This window comes from Vibrio sp. Vb1980, assembly GCF_033338615.1.
GTDB lineage: Bacteria > Pseudomonadota > Gammaproteobacteria > Enterobacterales > Vibrionaceae > Vibrio > Vibrio alginolyticus.
On record NZ_JAWOSZ010000018.1, the window covers coordinates 13,274 to 30,281 of the forward strand.

Annotated in this window: 17 protein-coding genes; 11 read left to right on the forward strand and 6 right to left on the reverse strand. The window is 45.2% G+C overall.

Features of this window, described 5'->3' with window-relative positions; genetic code table 11:
- The gene (gene lptF / locus R7F64_RS20315; RefSeq protein WP_170897657.1) at window positions 1-1,101 is read right to left on the reverse strand and encodes an LPS export ABC transporter permease LptF; all 1,101 of its coding nucleotides are present in this window, start codon (window positions 1,099-1,101) and stop codon (window positions 1-3) included.
- A gap of 200 nt (window positions 1,102-1,301) precedes the next feature.
- Here lptF and pepA point away from each other — a divergent pair, with 200 nt between their 5' ends.
- From pepA to R7F64_RS20340, 5 genes are all read left to right on the forward strand, one after another.
- Complete coding sequence (pepA, locus tag R7F64_RS20320; protein ID WP_005381073.1) at window positions 1,302-2,810, forward strand: leucyl aminopeptidase; 1,509 nt, start codon at window positions 1,302-1,304, stop codon at window positions 2,808-2,810.
- A gap of 115 nt (window positions 2,811-2,925) precedes the next feature.
- Entirely contained in the window at window positions 2,926-3,375 is a 450-nt protein-coding gene (locus R7F64_RS20325; RefSeq protein WP_031777270.1) for a DNA polymerase III subunit chi, read from the forward strand.
- A gap of 96 nt (window positions 3,376-3,471) precedes the next feature.
- Window positions 3,472-6,330, forward strand: a complete 2,859-nt coding sequence (locus tag R7F64_RS20330) for a valine--tRNA ligase (RefSeq protein WP_104975631.1) — start codon at window positions 3,472-3,474, stop codon at window positions 6,328-6,330.
- 202 nt (window positions 6,331-6,532) lie between these two features.
- Window positions 6,533-6,937 carry a DUF2061 domain-containing protein gene (locus tag R7F64_RS20335; protein WP_005381078.1) on the forward strand — a complete coding sequence of 135 codons (405 nt, stop codon included), beginning with the start codon at window positions 6,533-6,535 and terminating at the stop codon, window positions 6,935-6,937.
- Between the two features lie 115 nt (window positions 6,938-7,052).
- Complete coding sequence (locus R7F64_RS20340) at window positions 7,053-7,958, forward strand: bifunctional helix-turn-helix transcriptional regulator/GNAT family N-acetyltransferase (protein WP_104975632.1); 906 nt, start codon at window positions 7,053-7,055, stop codon at window positions 7,956-7,958.
- Window positions 7,959-7,977: 19 nt separating this feature from the next.
- On the opposite strand, the gene R7F64_RS20345 is transcribed toward R7F64_RS20340, so the two are convergent.
- Window positions 7,978-8,778, reverse strand: coding sequence for a glycosyl hydrolase 2 galactose-binding domain-containing protein (locus tag R7F64_RS20345; RefSeq protein ID WP_104975633.1), 801 nt, complete (start codon window positions 8,776-8,778; stop codon window positions 7,978-7,980).
- A 154-nt stretch (window positions 8,779-8,932) separates the two neighbouring features.
- Window positions 8,933-9,346 carry a ribonuclease E inhibitor RraB gene (gene rraB, locus R7F64_RS20350; protein ID WP_005381081.1) on the reverse strand — a complete coding sequence of 138 codons (414 nt, stop codon included), beginning with the start codon at window positions 9,344-9,346 and terminating at the stop codon, window positions 8,933-8,935.
- 583 nt (window positions 9,347-9,929) lie between these two features.
- Between rraB and arcA the strand changes: the two genes are divergently transcribed.
- From arcA to R7F64_RS20380, 6 genes are all read left to right on the forward strand, one after another.
- Window positions 9,930-11,150, forward strand: coding sequence for an arginine deiminase (arcA, locus tag R7F64_RS20355; protein ID WP_318072044.1), 1,221 nt, complete (start codon window positions 9,930-9,932; stop codon window positions 11,148-11,150).
- Between the two features lie 156 nt (window positions 11,151-11,306).
- A complete protein-coding gene (locus R7F64_RS20360; RefSeq protein ID WP_213915392.1) occupies window positions 11,307-12,311 on the forward strand; it encodes an ornithine carbamoyltransferase in 1,005 nt (334 codons plus the stop codon).
- A gap of 99 nt (window positions 12,312-12,410) precedes the next feature.
- Window positions 12,411-12,506 (forward strand): hypothetical protein, encoded by a 96-nt coding sequence (locus R7F64_RS20365; protein ID WP_005381084.1) that lies wholly within the window; start codon window positions 12,411-12,413, stop codon window positions 12,504-12,506.
- Between the two features lie 86 nt (window positions 12,507-12,592).
- Window positions 12,593-13,522 (forward strand): aspartate carbamoyltransferase, encoded by a 930-nt coding sequence (gene pyrB / locus R7F64_RS20370; RefSeq protein WP_005381085.1) that lies wholly within the window; start codon window positions 12,593-12,595, stop codon window positions 13,520-13,522.
- A gap of 15 nt (window positions 13,523-13,537) precedes the next feature.
- Complete coding sequence (gene pyrI / locus R7F64_RS20375) at window positions 13,538-13,999, forward strand: aspartate carbamoyltransferase regulatory subunit (RefSeq protein ID WP_005381086.1); 462 nt, start codon at window positions 13,538-13,540, stop codon at window positions 13,997-13,999.
- A gap of 130 nt (window positions 14,000-14,129) precedes the next feature.
- Window positions 14,130-14,519, forward strand: coding sequence for a RidA family protein (locus tag R7F64_RS20380; RefSeq protein ID WP_005381087.1), 390 nt, complete (start codon window positions 14,130-14,132; stop codon window positions 14,517-14,519).
- Window positions 14,520-14,604: 85 nt separating this feature from the next.
- Here R7F64_RS20380 and R7F64_RS20385 read toward each other — a convergent pair whose 3' ends face one another.
- The 3 genes from R7F64_RS20385 to ibaG all read right to left on the reverse strand — a co-directional run bounded on the left by R7F64_RS20385 (window position 14,605) and on the right by ibaG (window position 17,006).
- A complete protein-coding gene (locus R7F64_RS20385; RefSeq protein ID WP_005381088.1) occupies window positions 14,605-15,330 on the reverse strand; it encodes a 1-acylglycerol-3-phosphate O-acyltransferase in 726 nt (241 codons plus the stop codon).
- Window positions 15,331-15,485: 155 nt separating this feature from the next.
- Window positions 15,486-16,742, reverse strand: a complete 1,257-nt coding sequence (murA, locus tag R7F64_RS20390) for a UDP-N-acetylglucosamine 1-carboxyvinyltransferase (protein WP_005388419.1) — start codon at window positions 16,740-16,742, stop codon at window positions 15,486-15,488.
- Window positions 16,743-16,751: 9 nt separating this feature from the next.
- Window positions 16,752-17,006: a BolA family iron metabolism protein IbaG gene (ibaG, locus tag R7F64_RS20395; RefSeq protein ID WP_005381092.1), complete on the reverse strand. Its 255-nt coding sequence runs from the start codon at window positions 17,004-17,006 to the stop codon at window positions 16,752-16,754.
- Window positions 17,007-17,008 lie beyond the last annotated feature (2 nt).

Genomic DNA, 17,008 nt, shown 5'->3' on the forward strand with positions numbered 1-17,008 from the left:
TTACGCGAGCCTCTTCTTGCGGAATTTGTCTTTTATTCGTCTAGCAGCAACGCTGTCCATCATATTCGCCATGATAGCAACAATCAGCAACATCGTATTGATTGGCCACATACCAATAGCAGCCGGGATGTCACCATCTTCTAATGCAGATTTGGTTGCACTGATCGCCAAGAAATACGCTAGGTAGATCAGAATCGCAGGCCCCATTTTGGCAAACCGTCCCTGACGCGGATTCACCGCAGACAAAGGAATAACGAGCATTGTTAAGAGTGGAATACACACAAATAACGAAATTCGCCATTGTAGCTCCGCTTGCGCCTCTGGATCTGGGTGACCTATCAAGTCAACCGTTGGGTATGCTTCCCAGTCTCGCCCTTTCTTTTTGACCTCACGTTGGCCGATAACACCTTCGTATTCATCGAATTTCGTGATCATATATTCAACGCGAGTAGGCACACCTTCATAACGCGTACCTTCTTTCATAGTGATGATCTGACGACCGTCCGAAAGCTCTTTTACTTCACCAGAAGATGAGAACATCACACTCGGTAACACTGAATCTCGAGGGCGCATCTGCGCAACAAAAACGTTGCTCAAGGTATTGTCTTTAATGTCATCGATGAACACAACCGATGAACCGTCTGGTGTACCTTGGAACTGACCTTTTTTAAGTAGGTCAACGCTGTTTTCTGACGCTACCTGCTCATAAAGCTGCTCAACGCGGTCTTGAGACCACGGCGATAGCCACAACGCATTGAAAGCCGCCACCGCTGAAGTAATCAACGCTAGGTATAAGGCCGCTTGAACCAAGAATTTATTACCAATACCTGTCGCGTTCATTACGACAATTTCGCTCTCTGCATACAGACGACCAAATGTGATCAATATGCCGATATACAGACTTAAAGGCAGCATTAACAGACCCATTGCTGGCATATTCAAACCAACAATCGAGAAAATCAATCCAGCAGGAATATCCCCATCAGAAGCATCAGCAAGAACACTTATGAATTTCTGGCTTACAAACACCAAAAAAAGTACGAAAAAAATCGCAAATTGGCTCTTGAGTGTTTCGCGGATCAAATATCTAACAATAATCACGCTGAAATTACCTATACAAAACTTGTTTTTTTGGTCGAATCACTATAGTTTCCCGTTGAACCATTTATTTTTTTAAAAATTATAAACTAGATGTTAGTCGCTTAATCAGCTCTGCATGTAAGCCTGGAGCTAAAATTCAACAAGTAAGCGATCATTATCTAACATTTAGAGCAATTTGTCTTCAGGATGTAGGAGTACGCATGGAGTTCAGTGTAAAAAGTGGCAGTCCAGAGAAACAACGTAGCGCATGTATCGTTGTTGGTGTGTTTGAACCACGTCGCCTTTCTCCAGTAGCCGAACAACTTGATAAAATCAGTGACGGTTACATCAGTTCACTACTTCGCCGTGGTGATCTAGAGGGTAAACCTGGTCAGATGCTGCTACTGCATCAAGTACCAGGTGTTTTGTCAGAGCGCGTTTTACTTGTCGGTTGCGGCAAAGAGCGTGAACTTGGCGAGCGCCAGTACAAGGAAATCATTCAAAAGACGATCAGCACACTTAACGAGACAGGCTCAATGGAAGCGGTATGTTTCCTAACTGAACTGCATGTTAAGGGTCGTGATACATACTGGAAAGTGCGCCAGGCTGTAGAAGCGACTAAAGATGGTCTATACACATTTAATCAATTCAAGAGCGTGAAACCTGAGACTCGCCGCCCACTGCGCAAGCTTGTTTTCAACGTACCAACGCGTCGTGAATTGAACTTGGGTGAAAAAGCAATCACTCATGGTCTTGCTATCGCATCAGGTGTCAAAGCCTCAAAAGACCTTGGCAACATGCCACCAAACGTAGCAAACCCAGCTTACTTAGCCTCTCAAGCTCGTCGTCTTGCTGACGATTACGAAACCGTAACCACCAAGATCATTGGTGAGCAAGAGATGGAAAAACTGGGTATGACCTCTTACCTAGCAGTAGGCCGTGGTTCTAAAAACGAATCTATGATGTCTATCATCGAGTACAAAGGTAACCCTGACTCAGATGCAAAACCGATTGTGCTCGTAGGTAAAGGTCTAACCTTCGACTCAGGCGGTATCTCTCTAAAGCCGGGCGAAGGTATGGATGAGATGAAGTACGACATGTGTGGTGCGGCATCGGTATTCGGTACAATGAAAGCGCTAGCGAAGCTAAACCTACCAATCAACGTTATTGGTGTTCTAGCGGGCTGTGAAAACATGCCTGGCAGCAACGCTTACCGTCCAGGTGACATCCTAACGACCATGTCTGGTCAAACTGTAGAAGTTCTGAACACGGATGCGGAAGGTCGTCTTGTTCTTTGTGACGCACTGACTTACGTAGAGCGTTTCGAACCAGACTGCGTGGTTGACGTTGCAACGCTAACTGGTGCTTGTGTTATCGCACTAGGCCACCATATCAGCGGCGTAATCTCTAACCACAACCCTCTTTCTCATGAGCTAGTAAACGCTTCTGAGCAAGCGAGTGACCGTGCATGGCGTCTACCAATGGCAGACGAGTACCACGAACAGTTGAAAAGCCCGTTTGCGGATATGGCAAACATTGGTGGTCGCCCTGGTGGCACAATTACTGCGGGTTGCTTCTTATCTAAGTTCGCGAAGAAGTACAACTGGGCACACGTCGATATCGCAGGTACCGCGTGGAAATCAGGCGCAGCGAAAGGCTCAACGGGCCGTCCTGTCTCAATGCTTGTCCAATTCCTTTTGAACCGCAGCGGCCAAGAGACAGAAGAGTAATTTCTGAACAGAATCTAAAAGGGCCGCAAGGCCCTTTTTTATTATCCTAATTTTCTAAAATGAAAGTGGGACTTAAGATGGTCTTAGGAAGAGACCCAAGGCAAGTGAGAGAATGATGCAAACTGCAACCTTCTACATCATTAACGAAGAGAGCCCGCAAGCAACGGTGGCTGGCTTTGAAGAATACATCGTGTTTTTGGCTCAGCACTTTGCTCGCCAAGGCGCTAAAGTGTATTTAAACTGCCAAGACAAACCACACGCCGAGCAGCTCGCTGAAGCCTTTTGGCAAGTTGATGCAGACAAGTTCATGGCACATAACCTCGTAGGCGAGGGACCGAAATACGCCACCAATATTGAAATCGGCCATGAAGGTGTAAAACCTAATTGGAACCGTCAGCTGGTAATTAATTTGGCGGAAAATGAGACAACCTTTGCGAACAAGTTTGCTCAAGTGGTAGACTTCGTGCCCTGCGAAGAAAAAGCTAAACAACTCGCAAGAGAAAGATATAAAATTTACCGTCAAGCAGGTTACCAGCTGCAAACGATCGAAATTCAATATCCTTAACGGTCAATCCTTATAGTTAAGGCGATCTTGTTAAGATCCCTCACTTATAAAGATTGACTAAGATTCAACCATCAACGTATCCATTAAAAGAGCGCTATGGAAAAGACATACAACCCAACTTCAATCGAACAAGCTCTGTATCAGACTTGGGAAGAGAAAGGCTACTTTAAGCCACACGGTGACACTACTAAAGAATCATACAGCATCATGATCCCGCCACCGAACGTCACTGGTAGCCTACACATGGGCCACGCGTTCCAAGATACGATCATGGATACGCTTATCCGTTGTGAACGTATGAAGGGTAAAAACACCCTTTGGCAAGTAGGTACTGACCACGCTGGTATCGCAACTCAGATGGTTGTTGAGCGTAAGATCGCTGCAGAAGAAGGCAAAACAAAACACGATTACGGTCGTGAAGCTTTCATCGACAAAATCTGGGAATGGAAAGGCGAATCTGGCGGCACTATCACTAAGCAGCTTCGTCGTCTTGGCGCATCTGTAGACTGGGATCGTGAACGCTTTACGATGGACGATGGTCTATCTAACGCCGTTCAAGAAGTCTTCGTACGTCTATACGAAGACGATCTAATCTACCGCGGTAAGCGTCTAGTTAACTGGGATCCAAAGCTACACACAGCGATTTCAGATCTAGAAGTAGAGAACAAAGACACTAAAGGCCACATGTGGCACTTCCGCTACCCACTAGCAGATGGCGCTAAAACAGCGGATGGCAAAGACTACATCGTTGTTGCAACGACTCGTCCAGAGACCGTGCTAGGCGATACGGGTGTTGCAGTTAACCCAGAAGATCCACGTTACAAAGATCTTATCGGTAAAGAAATCATCCTTCCTATCGTTGATCGTCGCATCCCAATCGTGGGCGATGAGCACGCAGATATGGAAAAAGGTACTGGCTGTGTGAAAATCACACCTGCGCACGACTTCAACGACTACGAAGTAGGTAAGCGCCACCAGCTACCAATGATCAACATTCTGACTTTCGACGCGAACATCCGCGACTCAGCAGAAGTATTCAACACTAACGGCGAAGCAAGCGACGCTTACAGCACTGAGCTACCAGCTAAATACCACGGTATGGAGCGTTTTGCCGCTCGTAAAGCTATCGTTGCTGAATTCGACGAGCTAGGTCTACTTGAAGAAGTGAAAGATCACGATCTACAAGTTCCTTACGGCGACCGTGGTGGCGTTGTTATCGAACCAATGCTAACTGACCAATGGTACGTACGTACTGCGCCTCTAGCGAAAACCGCAGTTGAAGCAGTAGAAAACGGCGACATCCAATTCGTTCCTAAGCAATACGAAAACATGTACTTCTCTTGGATGCGTGACGTTCAAGACTGGTGTATCTCTCGTCAGCTATGGTGGGGTCACCGCATCCCAGCTTGGTACGACAACCAAGGTAATGTTTACGTAGGTCGCACTGAAGAAGAAGTTCGCAAGAACAACAACCTAGAGTCAGTCATTGAACTTCACCAAGACGAAGACGTACTGGATACGTGGTTCTCTTCTGCACTATGGACGTTCGGTACTCAAGGTTGGCCAGAGCAAACTGACGATCTGAAAGTATTCCACCCTTCAGACGTACTAGTAACTGGTTTCGACATCATCTTCTTCTGGGTTGCGCGCATGATCATGATGACCATGCACTTCGTGAAAGACGAAAACGGCAAACCACAAGTACCATTTAAGACGGTTTACGTTACTGGTCTAATCCGTGACGAAAACGGCGACAAGATGTCCAAGTCGAAAGGTAACGTACTTGACCCAATCGACATGATCGATGGTATCGACCTAGAGTCTCTCGTAGAGAAGCGTTGTGGCAACATGATGCAGCCTCAACTAGCGAAGAAGATCGAGAAGAACACTCGTAAGACGTTTGAAAACGGTATCGAAGCATACGGTACAGACGCACTGCGTTTCACTCTTGCAGCAATGGCATCAACAGGTCGCGATATCAACTGGGATATGAAGCGTCTTGAAGGTTACCGTAACTTCTGTAACAAACTATGGAACGCAAGCCGTTACGTAATGATGAACACAGAAGAGCAAGATTGTGGCTTCAACGGTGGTGAGATTGAATACTCACTAGCAGACAAATGGATCGAGTCTCAGTTTGAACTAGCAGCGAAAGCGTTCAACAACCATATCGACAACTTCCGTCTAGATATGGCTGCGAACACACTTTACGAATTCATCTGGAACCAATTCTGTGACTGGTACCTAGAGCTAACTAAACCCGTTCTATGGAAAGGTACTGAAGCGCAACAGCGTGGTACTCGCCGTACACTAATCACGGTACTTGAGAAGACGCTACGTCTAGCTCACCCTGTGATTCCTTACATCACAGAAACTATCTGGCAAAGCATCAAGCCACTAGTTGACGGTGTTGAGGGCGAGACAATCATGCTACAAACTCTGCCTCAGTTTGACGAAGCGAACTTCCACCAAGAAGCGCTAGACGACATCGAGTGGGTGAAAGCGTTCATCACTAGCATCCGCAACCTACGTGCTGAATACGACATCAACCCTGGTAAGCCGCTTGACGTTATGCTGAAAGCAGCAAATGCAGAAGATGCCTCTCGTCTAGAAGCAAGCAAGCAAGTACTGATGTCACTAGCGAAGCTAGAAGCAGTACGCGTGCTTGAAACTGGCGAACAAACTCCTGCATGTGCGACAGCACTGGTTGGTAAGTCTGAGTTGATGATCCCAATGGCAGGTCTGATCGACAAAGATGCTGAGCTTGCTCGTCTAGATGGCGAAATCAAGAAAACTCACGGCGAAATCAAGCGTATCGAAGGCAAACTAGGTAACGAAGGCTTCGTAGCGAAAGCACCTGAAGCAGTTGTTGCTAAAGAGCGTGAGAAGCTTGAAGGCTACAAAGAAACGCTAGCTAAGCTAGAAGAGCAGAAGACAACGATCGCTGCGCTTTAAGCCTCAGTGAAAGAGAAGAATTAACACTTCTCACTTTTGGTTCAAAAGGTTGGTCATCATGGCCAACCTTTTTTGTATACATTTCACCAAAACCATCATCAATAGCTTCCCCCTATCACAACAATACTCATTACCCATTATCATTAATGAGAATTATTATCGATAATGAACTCATCGAAACAAACACGATTGAGTAATTATCATGAAAAAGACACTAACTTTCGCAGCACTGCATTTTACTATCGCATTTAGTGTCGCTTACGTACTCACAGGCGACATTCTAATTGGTAGTTTAATTGCCATGATTGAGCCTTCAGTGAACACCGTAGCCTTCTACTTTCATGAAAAGGCATGGGCAAAAGTCCCAGCACTTAAAGCTCGTCAGTGGATGACCAAATTAAAAACCGCAAGCTTTGCGACCGTGCACTTCAGCGTCGCTTTTACCGTGGTTTACTTACTAACAGGTGATGCATTCGTCGGCGGCGTAATGGCGATGCTAGAGCCGAGTTTGAACACGGTGGCTTACTACTTCCACGAGAAAGTATGGATGCGTAAATCATCAGAAAAAGCTCCAGCACCGCAGTTTTGTTTACATCACCACGCTTAAACATGGAGGCTCACTACGTCTCCTAACGAGAAAAATGACATTTACCATTGACAAGGTTGCGCACCGCAATTAATTTAATTGCGGTGCGCAACTTTATTTTTAGAGGTAAGTGATAATGAACGCTCGTCAACTTCGACACTACTCCCGTCAAGCCGTCCGATTGCTTGGTATGCTTGATAAACAATGCAGCGATGTCGCTCTCACTCCAGTGCAAGCGCACGCATTGGGTGAAATCCAATTGCAGCCATTGACCATCAATCAGCTGGCACAGCAGCTTAATGTCGACAAGTCCAACGCGAGCCGAACCGTTACTGGTTTGATTAAATTAGGTTTGGTCGAGAGCATCGAAAACCCAAAAGACAAACGTAGTCAACTCGTAGCGATTACAGAGCAAGGCCAACAGGCGTTATCACAACTGGACCAACAGCAAAACCACTTCTTTGAACAACTGCTTACCCAACTCGATGACAGCGAGCAAGAGCAACTCAAACTTGGTCTAGAGACTTACCTAAAAGGGCTAACAAAAGTGTGTCAGTCTGAGGAATACGTTCTTCGACCTCTTACTAAAGCAGACAACCCGCAAGTCGCAGATGTGATTCGTAAAGTCTCTGCAGAATACGGCTTAACCGCAGACAAAGGTTATGGTGTGGCCGATCCAACGCTTGATGATATGTATTCGGTTTACAATCAATGCGGGGCCGCCTATTGGGTCATTGAACATCGCGGAGAGATCGTTGGTGGCGGTGGCTTTGCCCCTTTAGCGGGCGAGCCAAATGTGTGTGAACTACAAAAGATGTACTTCTTACCTCAAACACGAGGACACGGTTTAGCCAAACGCATCGTCGCATTGAGCTTACAATTGGCGAAACAATTTGGGTATCAGCAGTGCTATTTAGAGACAACTGAATGTCTGAGAGAAGCGGTAAGCTTGTATGAAAAGCTAGGCTTTGAGCATCTCGATGCCCCGCTTGGACAAACAGGGCATGATGCATGTGAAGTCGTAATGATTAAGATGCTGTAATAGATAATATTATTAGACGTTAAAGCACAACATGGGTAACACAAAGCTCCTGGCTCAAGGCAACAGTGAAGTTTTGGTGCTGCCCATCCAACTCAACAGACAACTGGTAGAGATCACTTGGATCAGGATCAGTAAGATCGGCATACTTTGGCGCTTCGATCTGGAATAAAGCGCTCGCATGCTCCGCTCGGACATCAATAGGAATATGGTAAGTCATGCCATTGAACTTAACCGATGCCGATACTAAACCCGGCGCAAAAGTTTGGTAGTACAAATCCACCTTAAACTCACAACCACCACCGTGGTGCCAAATCTGTTCAGTAGCCACGCGGTCTAAACGCACATTGCGAATAAACTGCAGATACGGCTCTTGCCATACCCCTAAGCGCTCGTCACTCTTTTGGTATTCATGATCTGCAAGTGAACACAACTCCGGTTTATCCTCATCCAACAGAAGATCTTCTTCTTCCTCAAGGAATAGGATCTCAAAACGGTTGCGCCCCATCTGCATGAACGGGCGAATGTCTTTCTTGTAGACATTTTGAGAACCGTCACAGTCAAACAATGCTACTCCGTTCAAACGCACTTCTGCATGGTAATCCACACCACCCAACACCATTTCTACCGCTGGGAATGCCATCATGGATTCATCCACTTCAATGTCATGCATCAGGTGCCACTCTTGCTGACGAATTGCTTCTTCTGTCAGTTCAGCTGGCAATACCTGACTCAAAGGAGCAGGGAAAGTAATGTCATCCTGTGGGATAGAAAGGTCCGTCAGTGGAGAGACTTGCCATAAACCGGCGAGTGAGAGTTGCATATACACCTTGAGCTAGATCAATTTTCACGCATTATAGGGAGAAATCCCCTATAAACTCAATGTGAATTATTTATCGCCTCCACATTCGTCAGTTTTTCAAGGAATAAAAAAACCAGCGTTAAACGCTGGTTTTTCCAAAAGTAGTGAGCTTTGATTACTCGTCGTCTTCATCTTCTTCAGGGTAAAGCGCATCTTCGCCTTCGTAGTACGTACCCCAACCGTCATAGATGATGTCGTATTTTTCTGCCAAGTGAATCAATTTTTCAACTTGCGCATCAATCGCTTCTGCGTCTAGTGCGGACTCCATAGTCGCATCACAGCAAAGCAACTTGTTACCATCTTCATCTTCAGTTTCTTCTGCTTCAAGAACTTCAAAGCCCATCTTGAATGCTTCAACTACCGCTTTTTCTAGCGTGTCAAAATCTTCGGCAAACAGGTGGTGCTCAATTTCGTATAGCGAATCTGGATCGCTGCCATCTTCTAGCAATGCTGCAATGATATCGCGAGTCTCTTCCTTTTGAATCTCAATTAATTCTTCTACTGATAGATATTCATCTTCGTGAGACATGTTTTGGCTCCAGATTAGTTACTTGATGGAAACACAATACCCGATACTGAGTATGCTGATCCGGTGAAATATGGCATGGATTGCGATGAAAAGCCACAAACAAACATCATACCACTGCGATTCTTATCGGTTATTTGAATCTAAATATTAAACCGACCACACAAAGAAACAAAAAATTAACAAAGAATGGCATTTTTTAATATTCAGAACATCCTAATTGACACTTAATGTGGTTATTTTCTCTTTCTATGCGTGTTTATGATGCTTTCTTGAATACACTCACGTGTAAAACGAAGAAGCATAACGAATAAATTCACTTTAATAATGCATAATTTAGAATAAAAATGCACGTTTTATGCACTGTGCGTGTATTCTTTCTCAACGGGAAAATTAGAATAAAAACGCACGCACTCTAATTTTAGTAAAATAGCATTTATATCTAATAATAAATTTCATAAGAATAAAAATAAAAATAAAAAACTCACAAAACCAGAAACACCAGAATATAAACAAAGCTTGATAACTTGCATCTTTCTAGGAAGCTTGTCATAACTAATGGCTGGAAAATTTGTAAGGATACAAAATGAGCAAGCTGTACGTTGGATCAGAAGTTGGTCAACTTCGACGAGTTCTATTAAATCGCCCTGAACGCGCCCTAACCCACTTAACTCCGTCAAACTGTCATGAGTTGCTATTTGATGACGTTCTTGCTGTAGAAGCGGCAGGTGAAGAGCACGATGCATTCGCACGTACGCTGCGCGAGCAAGACGTTGAAGTGCTTCTCCTCCACGATTTACTGGTCGAAACCCTCGCCGTTCCAGAAGCAAAACAATGGCTGCTGAACACTCAGATTTCTGACTTTCGCTACGGGCCAACATTTGCGCGAGACCTACGCCAATACTTTTCAGAAATGGATGATGAACATCTTGCCTGCATCTTTTTAGGTGGCTTAGCTTACTCAGAGCTACCGATCTCCTCATCTTCTATGCTTCCAAAAATGAAGCGTCCTCTCGACTTTGTTATTGAGCCGCTACCTAACCACCTATTTACGCGTGATACCTCGTGTTGGGTTTATGGCGGCGTTTCTCTTAATCCGATGATGATGCCTGCACGTCAACGTGAAACAAACCACCTACGTGCGATTTATCGTTGCCACCCAATTTTTGCTGGCCAAGATTTTATCAAATACTTCGGTGACGATGATCTGCATTATGATAACGCGAATGTCGAAGGCGGTGATGTGTTGGTTATTGGTAAAGGTGCAGTTCTTATCGGTATGTCTGAGCGTACGACTGCGCAAGGTGTAGAGAACCTTGCAGCGAGCCTATTTAAAGCAGGCCAAGCGACCGAAGTGATTGCAATTGATCTGCCTAAACACCGCTCATGTATGCATTTAGACACCGTGATGACCCATATGGATGTAGATACTTTCTCTGTCTACCCTGAGATCATGCGCAAAGATCTCGACACATGGCGCTTAACACCAAAAGGCAACGGTGAAATGCATGTTGAAGCCTCACATAACTATCTGCACGCGATTGAGTCCGCTCTTGGCTTAGATCAGCTGAAAATCATCACCACTGGTGGCGACAGCTATGAAGCGGAACGCGAACAATGGAATGACGCCAATAACGTTCTAACTGTAAAACCGGGCGTAGTAATTGGTTACGAACGCAACGTATACACCAACGAAAAATACGATAAAGCTGGCATCAAAGTACTGACAGTACCTGGTAACGAGCTTGGTCGTGGTCGCGGTGGCGCTCGCTGTATGAGCTGTCCAATAGAACGAGACGATATATAACTTACTCGTCCCTTTACATTAGGTGAATCAAAACTAAGGTTGATGTGAATACATCAACCTTTTTTAGCTTTAATTAAAAATAATTATTCACAATAAAAGCATTTATATGTTTTAATGAATTCTATTAATCTAATCACATGTACTAAGGGACGAGCTATGGCTTTCAATTTACGTAACCGCAACTTTTTGAAGCTATTGGACTTCTCAACCAAAGAAATCCAGTTTTTGCTCGAACTGTCTGCAGAGCTGAAAAAAGCTAAATATGCAGGAACAGAGCAGAAGACACTTCAAGGTAAAAACATCGCACTAATCTTTGAGAAATCTTCGACTCGTACCCGATGTGCGTTTGAAGTCGCTGCCTTTGACCAAGGTGCTCAAGTCTCTTACATCGGCCCTTCTGGCTCGCAGATCGGTCATAAGGAATCGATGAAAGACACCGCTCGCGTCCTTGGTCGTATGTATGACGGGATTGAATACCGAGGCTTTGGCCAATCCATTGTTGAAGAGCTTGGTACTTATGCTGGTGTTCCAGTGTGGAATGGTTTAACGGATGAGTTCCACCCAACCCAGATCCTTGCTGACTTCCTGACCATGCAAGAGCACGGCCGTGGTAAACAGCTACATGAAGTAACCTTCGCTTACCTAGGTGATGCGCGCAACAACATGGGTAACTCACTTATGGTGGGCGCAGCGAAAATGGGCATGGATATTCGCCTTGTCGCGCCAAAAGCGTTCTGGCCTGAAGAAGATCTCGTGGCAACTTGTCAAACTATCGCGCAACAAACCGGTGCAAAAATCACGTTAACAGAAAGCGTTGAGGAAGGTGTGAAAGGTTGTGACTTCCTATACACCGACGTTTGGGTGTCTATGGGTGAGTCTGCCGAGGCATGGGATGAGCGTGTAGCGTTAATGACACCTTATCAAATCAATATGAACGTGATTAAGCAAACGGGTAATCCACATGTGAAATTCATGCACTGCCTTCCAGCTTTCCACAATGATGAAACCACCGTCGGCAAAGAAGTCGCTGAAAAATACGGTATGAAAGGCCTTGAAGTAACAGAAGAGGTATTTGAATCGGAATACTCCATCGTATTCGACGAAGCTGAAAACCGTATGCATACCATCAAAGCCGTGATGGTTGCGACGCTAGGAAGCTAAACCAGCGCGCAAAAACAGCCGATAAAAACCATGATGTAATCGCTTGCGCTCACGAAAGTTAAGCGTATAATGCTCGGCAATTTGTCTGAGGATTAAGAAATGACCACGCTGATTGCTGACGTAAAAACGCGATTTGCTCTCGCTAAGCGACTACGCTTACGTGGTGTTATTTTCGTTAATTCTATTGAATTTTAAAACCTCCCCATTGGGGAGGTTTTTTTATGTCCAAAATTCCTTTCGGTTATTTGGATGTAGTCATCAATGTTATAGGGAAGAAGATCATGGCGAACTCGCTTTACCAGAAGCACATCATCTCTATTCCAGAGCTTTCACGCGAAGAACTGGAACTTATCGTAGAAACAGCAGGTAGCCTTAAAAAAGCACCTCGACCAGAACTGATTAAAAACAAAGTCGTTGCAAGTTGTTTCTTTGAACCATCAACACGTACACGTTTATCGTTTGAAACAGCGATTCAGCGCATTGGTGGTGACGTGATTGGCTTTGATAATGATGGTAATACCTCTCTGGCGAAAAAAGGCGAAACACTCGCAGATTCAGTACAAGTCATCTCTTCTTACGTCGATGCCTTTGTGATGCGTCATCCACAAGAAGGCGCCGCTCGCTTGGCCTCTGAATTTTCAAATGGCGTGCCAGTGATCAACGCGGGCGACGGTGCAAACCAACACCCAACTCAAACGCTACTCGACCTATACACCATCGCGGAAACACAAGGGCGTCTAGACAACCTGAACGTCGCATTCGTAGGTGATCTAAAATATGGCCGCACAGTGCACTCACTGACTCAAGCCTTAGCAAAGTTTAACAACATCCGCTTCTTCTTTGTTGCACCAGATGCGCTGGCAATGCCAGATTACATCTGCGAAGAACTAGATGAAGCTGGCATTCAATATAGCCTACACACAGACATGGAAAGTGTGATTCCTGAACTGGATATTCTGTACATGACACGCGTACAGAAAGAACGTTTTGACGAATCGGAATACGCACATATTAAGTCGGCTTACATCCTAACAGCGGCACTACTAGAAGGCGCGCGTGAGAACTTGAAAGTGCTGCACCCACTACCACGTGTGGATGAAATCACAACTGATGTTGATAAAACGCCTCATGCCTACTTCTTCCAGCAAGCTCAAAATGGCGTGTATGCTCGCCAAGCACTGCTGGCGCTTGTTCTAAACGAAACGCTGTAATCGAGGGGAAAAATCATGGCTAAAGAAACTCAATTGCAGGTAGAAGCAATCAAAAATGGTACGGTCATCGACCACATCCCTGCGCAAATCGGCATCAAAGTATTAAGACTGTTCGATATGCACAATTCATCACAACGCGTAACGATTGGACTGAACTTGCCATCATCAGCACTCGGTCATAAAGATCTACTCAAAATCGAAAATGTGTTTATCAATGAAGAGCAAGCGAGCAAGCTAGCGTTGTATGCTCCTCACGCGACCGTGAATCAAATCGAGAATTATGAAGTGGTGAAAAAGCTCGCGTTAGAGCTTCCTGAGCGCATCAATGATGTATTTGAATGCCCGAATTCAAACTGTATTTCTCATAATGAACCAGTAGAAAGCAGCTTTAGCGTGTTCGAGAAGAAACAAGAAATCCGCCTAAAGTGTAAATACTGCGAGAAAGTGTTCTCACGCGAGATCGTAACCGAGCGATAAACACGCCGCACGACTAGGCTGTGATACGTTTAAAATACCCTGCAATGTCAGGGTATTTTGCTCTTTACCTACCGAGGGTTTAGAGGCAAACTGAGAATCTTTATTCCCTACAACTGATGGAAAAAATCAAATGACGAAAGTACTTCACACTGAGTCTGCACCAGCAGCAATCGGTCCTTACGTTCAAGGCGTAGATCTAGGTAACATGGTTCTTACTTCAGGCCAAATCCCAGTAAACCCAGCGACAGGTGAAGTGTCTGCTGATATCGCAGAACAAGCTCGTCAGTCTCTAGAAAACGTAAAGGCTGTAGTTGAATCTTCAGGTCTTAAAGTATCTGATATTGTAAAGCTAACGGTTTTTGTTAAAGACCTAAATGACTTTGGCACAGTGAACGAAGTTTACGGCAAGTTCTTTGATGAGCACGGCGTAGCAAACTACCCTGCACGCTCTTGTGTAGAAGTGGCTCGCCTACCAAAAGATGTTGGCATCGAGATTGAAGCAATCGCTGTTCGCAAATAATTGCACTTGCTGACAAACATAAAAAAACGGGTAGCTCAGGCTACCCGCTTTTTATTGTCTTTTCGTGATGATATCGCAGTAAAACTTAAGCAGCGTTGCGCTGTTTGACTTCTTCATCTAACGATTCAAGCTTCTCTTTCATCTGTTCACGACAGATATTCGCTAACTCGCGAATGCCCTCTTTACCATAGCCTTCAGTGCTGATTGGAGGTAGCATTTCAACAATCACATGACCATTGTTCCAACGGTTCAGCTTAATTTTATTCGTCGAGCTACATACGATAGGAATGATTGGCACACCTGCACCAATTGCCGCATGAAAAGCACCTGTTTTGAATGGAAGCAAACCACGCCCACGAGAACGCGTGCCTTCTGGGAACATCCACACCGAAACATCACTTTCTTTCATGCTGCTCACGACCTGATCGATAGTACCTTTTGCTTTAGAACGATTCGCTCGGTCAATCAGAATGTTACCCGTAAGCCAGTAAAGCTGACCAAACAGTGGCATCCAAGCCAAGCTCTTTTTACCTACTGTCACAACTTTCGGAGTCACAGCCGCAGAAACAGTAAACATGTCCCAGTTGTTCTGGTGGTTAGCAATGTAAACATGTTGGCCGCGTGAATACGCATCTTCAGGGATACGCAACTCTAACTTAATCCCAAACACACGAGACATCTTGGCAAACAAACGGCCAAAAGTGAAAACGTGCTTAGGGTTTCTAGGGCTTAATAGGCAGTAACCACAACCACCAATAAACATAACAATCGCAAAGATAGCGACAGCAAATACACGTAACAGTGCAATCATTCTTGTTCTCCAGGAACCGGCTTTTGCCAGATACAGCTATTAATATCTCTCTTTCCATAAAGGGAAAATATGGTCATGAGAGTGATATAAAAAAGCCGAAACTCAGGTTTCGGCTCTCTTGATATCCAAGTTACCTGCGGTGCAGTTTAACTTGCCTAGCTCACTCGCTCAATATTTGCGCCAAGTGCAGCCAGTTTATTTTCGATTTTGTCGTAACCACGGTCGATATGGTAAATACGATCAACGACGGTTTCGCCTTTAGCAATGCAACCTGCAATAACCAAACTAGCCGAAGCTCGTAGATCGGTTGCCATCACTTGCGCACCGCTGAGTGACTCAACATCACCACAGATAACCGTATTGCCTTCGATCTCAGCTTTAGCGCCCATACGCATGAGTTCTGGTACGTGCATAAAGCGGTTTTCAAAGATAGTCTCAGTGATTACGCCGCCACCTTTCGCCATCATGTTCAGTAGCGTAAATTGAGCTTGCATATCCGTCGGGAAACCAGGATGTGGCGCAGTACGTACACTTACCGCTTTTAGCTCGCGGTCGGTCATATCAACGGAGATCCAATCTTCACCCGTTTCGACAAGCGCGCCAGCTTCTTCCAGCTTGGCGAGAACCGCTTCAAGCAAATGAGCATTAGTGTTGCGACATACCACTTTACCGCCAGATACTGCTGCTGCGACAAGGAATGTTCCCGTCTCAATACGGTCAGCAACCACGTTGTGTTTACAACCGCCTAGGCGCTCAACACCTTCAATCGTAATGGTATCTGTGCCAGCGCCAGAGATTTTTGCGCCAAGCTTATTTAGGAAATCAGCGGTATCGACGATTTCAGGCTCACGCGCAGCGTTATCTAGTGTTGTTGTGCCTTCCGCCAGCGCAGCGGCACACATGATGGTGATCGTCGCGCCTACGCTGACTTTATCCATCACGATGTGCGCGCCTTTTAGACGACCATCCACTTCTGCTTTCACATAACCATCTTCTAATGTAATGGTTGCGCCAAGCTGCTCTAAACCAGAAATATGCAGATCCACAGGACGAGCGCCAATAGCACAACCGCCTGGTAAAGAAACCTGACCTTGACCAAAGCGCGCCACCAAAGGACCCAAAGCCCAAATAGAAGCACGCATGGTTTTCACCAAGTCATAAGGCGCACAGTATTCTGTAATACTGCTTGGATCAACATGAACAGAGCCATTGCGGCTTACTTTCGCGCCTAAACGCTTAAGCAATTCCATGGTTGTATCGATATCACGAAGGTGTGGTACGTTTGCCACTTCTACTGGCTCTTCCGCCAAGATAGACGCAAATAAAATCGGCAGTGCTGCGTTTTTTGCACCTGAAATGGTCACTTCACCAACTAGTGGTTTATCTGACCCAATAACTCGAAACTTTTCCATCAATAAACCTTAAAGCGACATCAATTTCTTATCACGAGCCCACTCTTCTGGTGTGAACGCTTTGATTGATAATGCGTGAATGTCGTTACGCTGGATGTATTCCATCAGAGGAGCATAAATTAGCTGCTGCTTCTTAACGCGGCTCATTCCATCGAAACAAGCATCAACAGCAACCACTTCATAGTGGCTACCTTCACCTTTCACATGCACTTCTTGAAGGTTTAGTGCTTCTTCTAATAACTGTTGTACTTTTGCGCTATCCACAA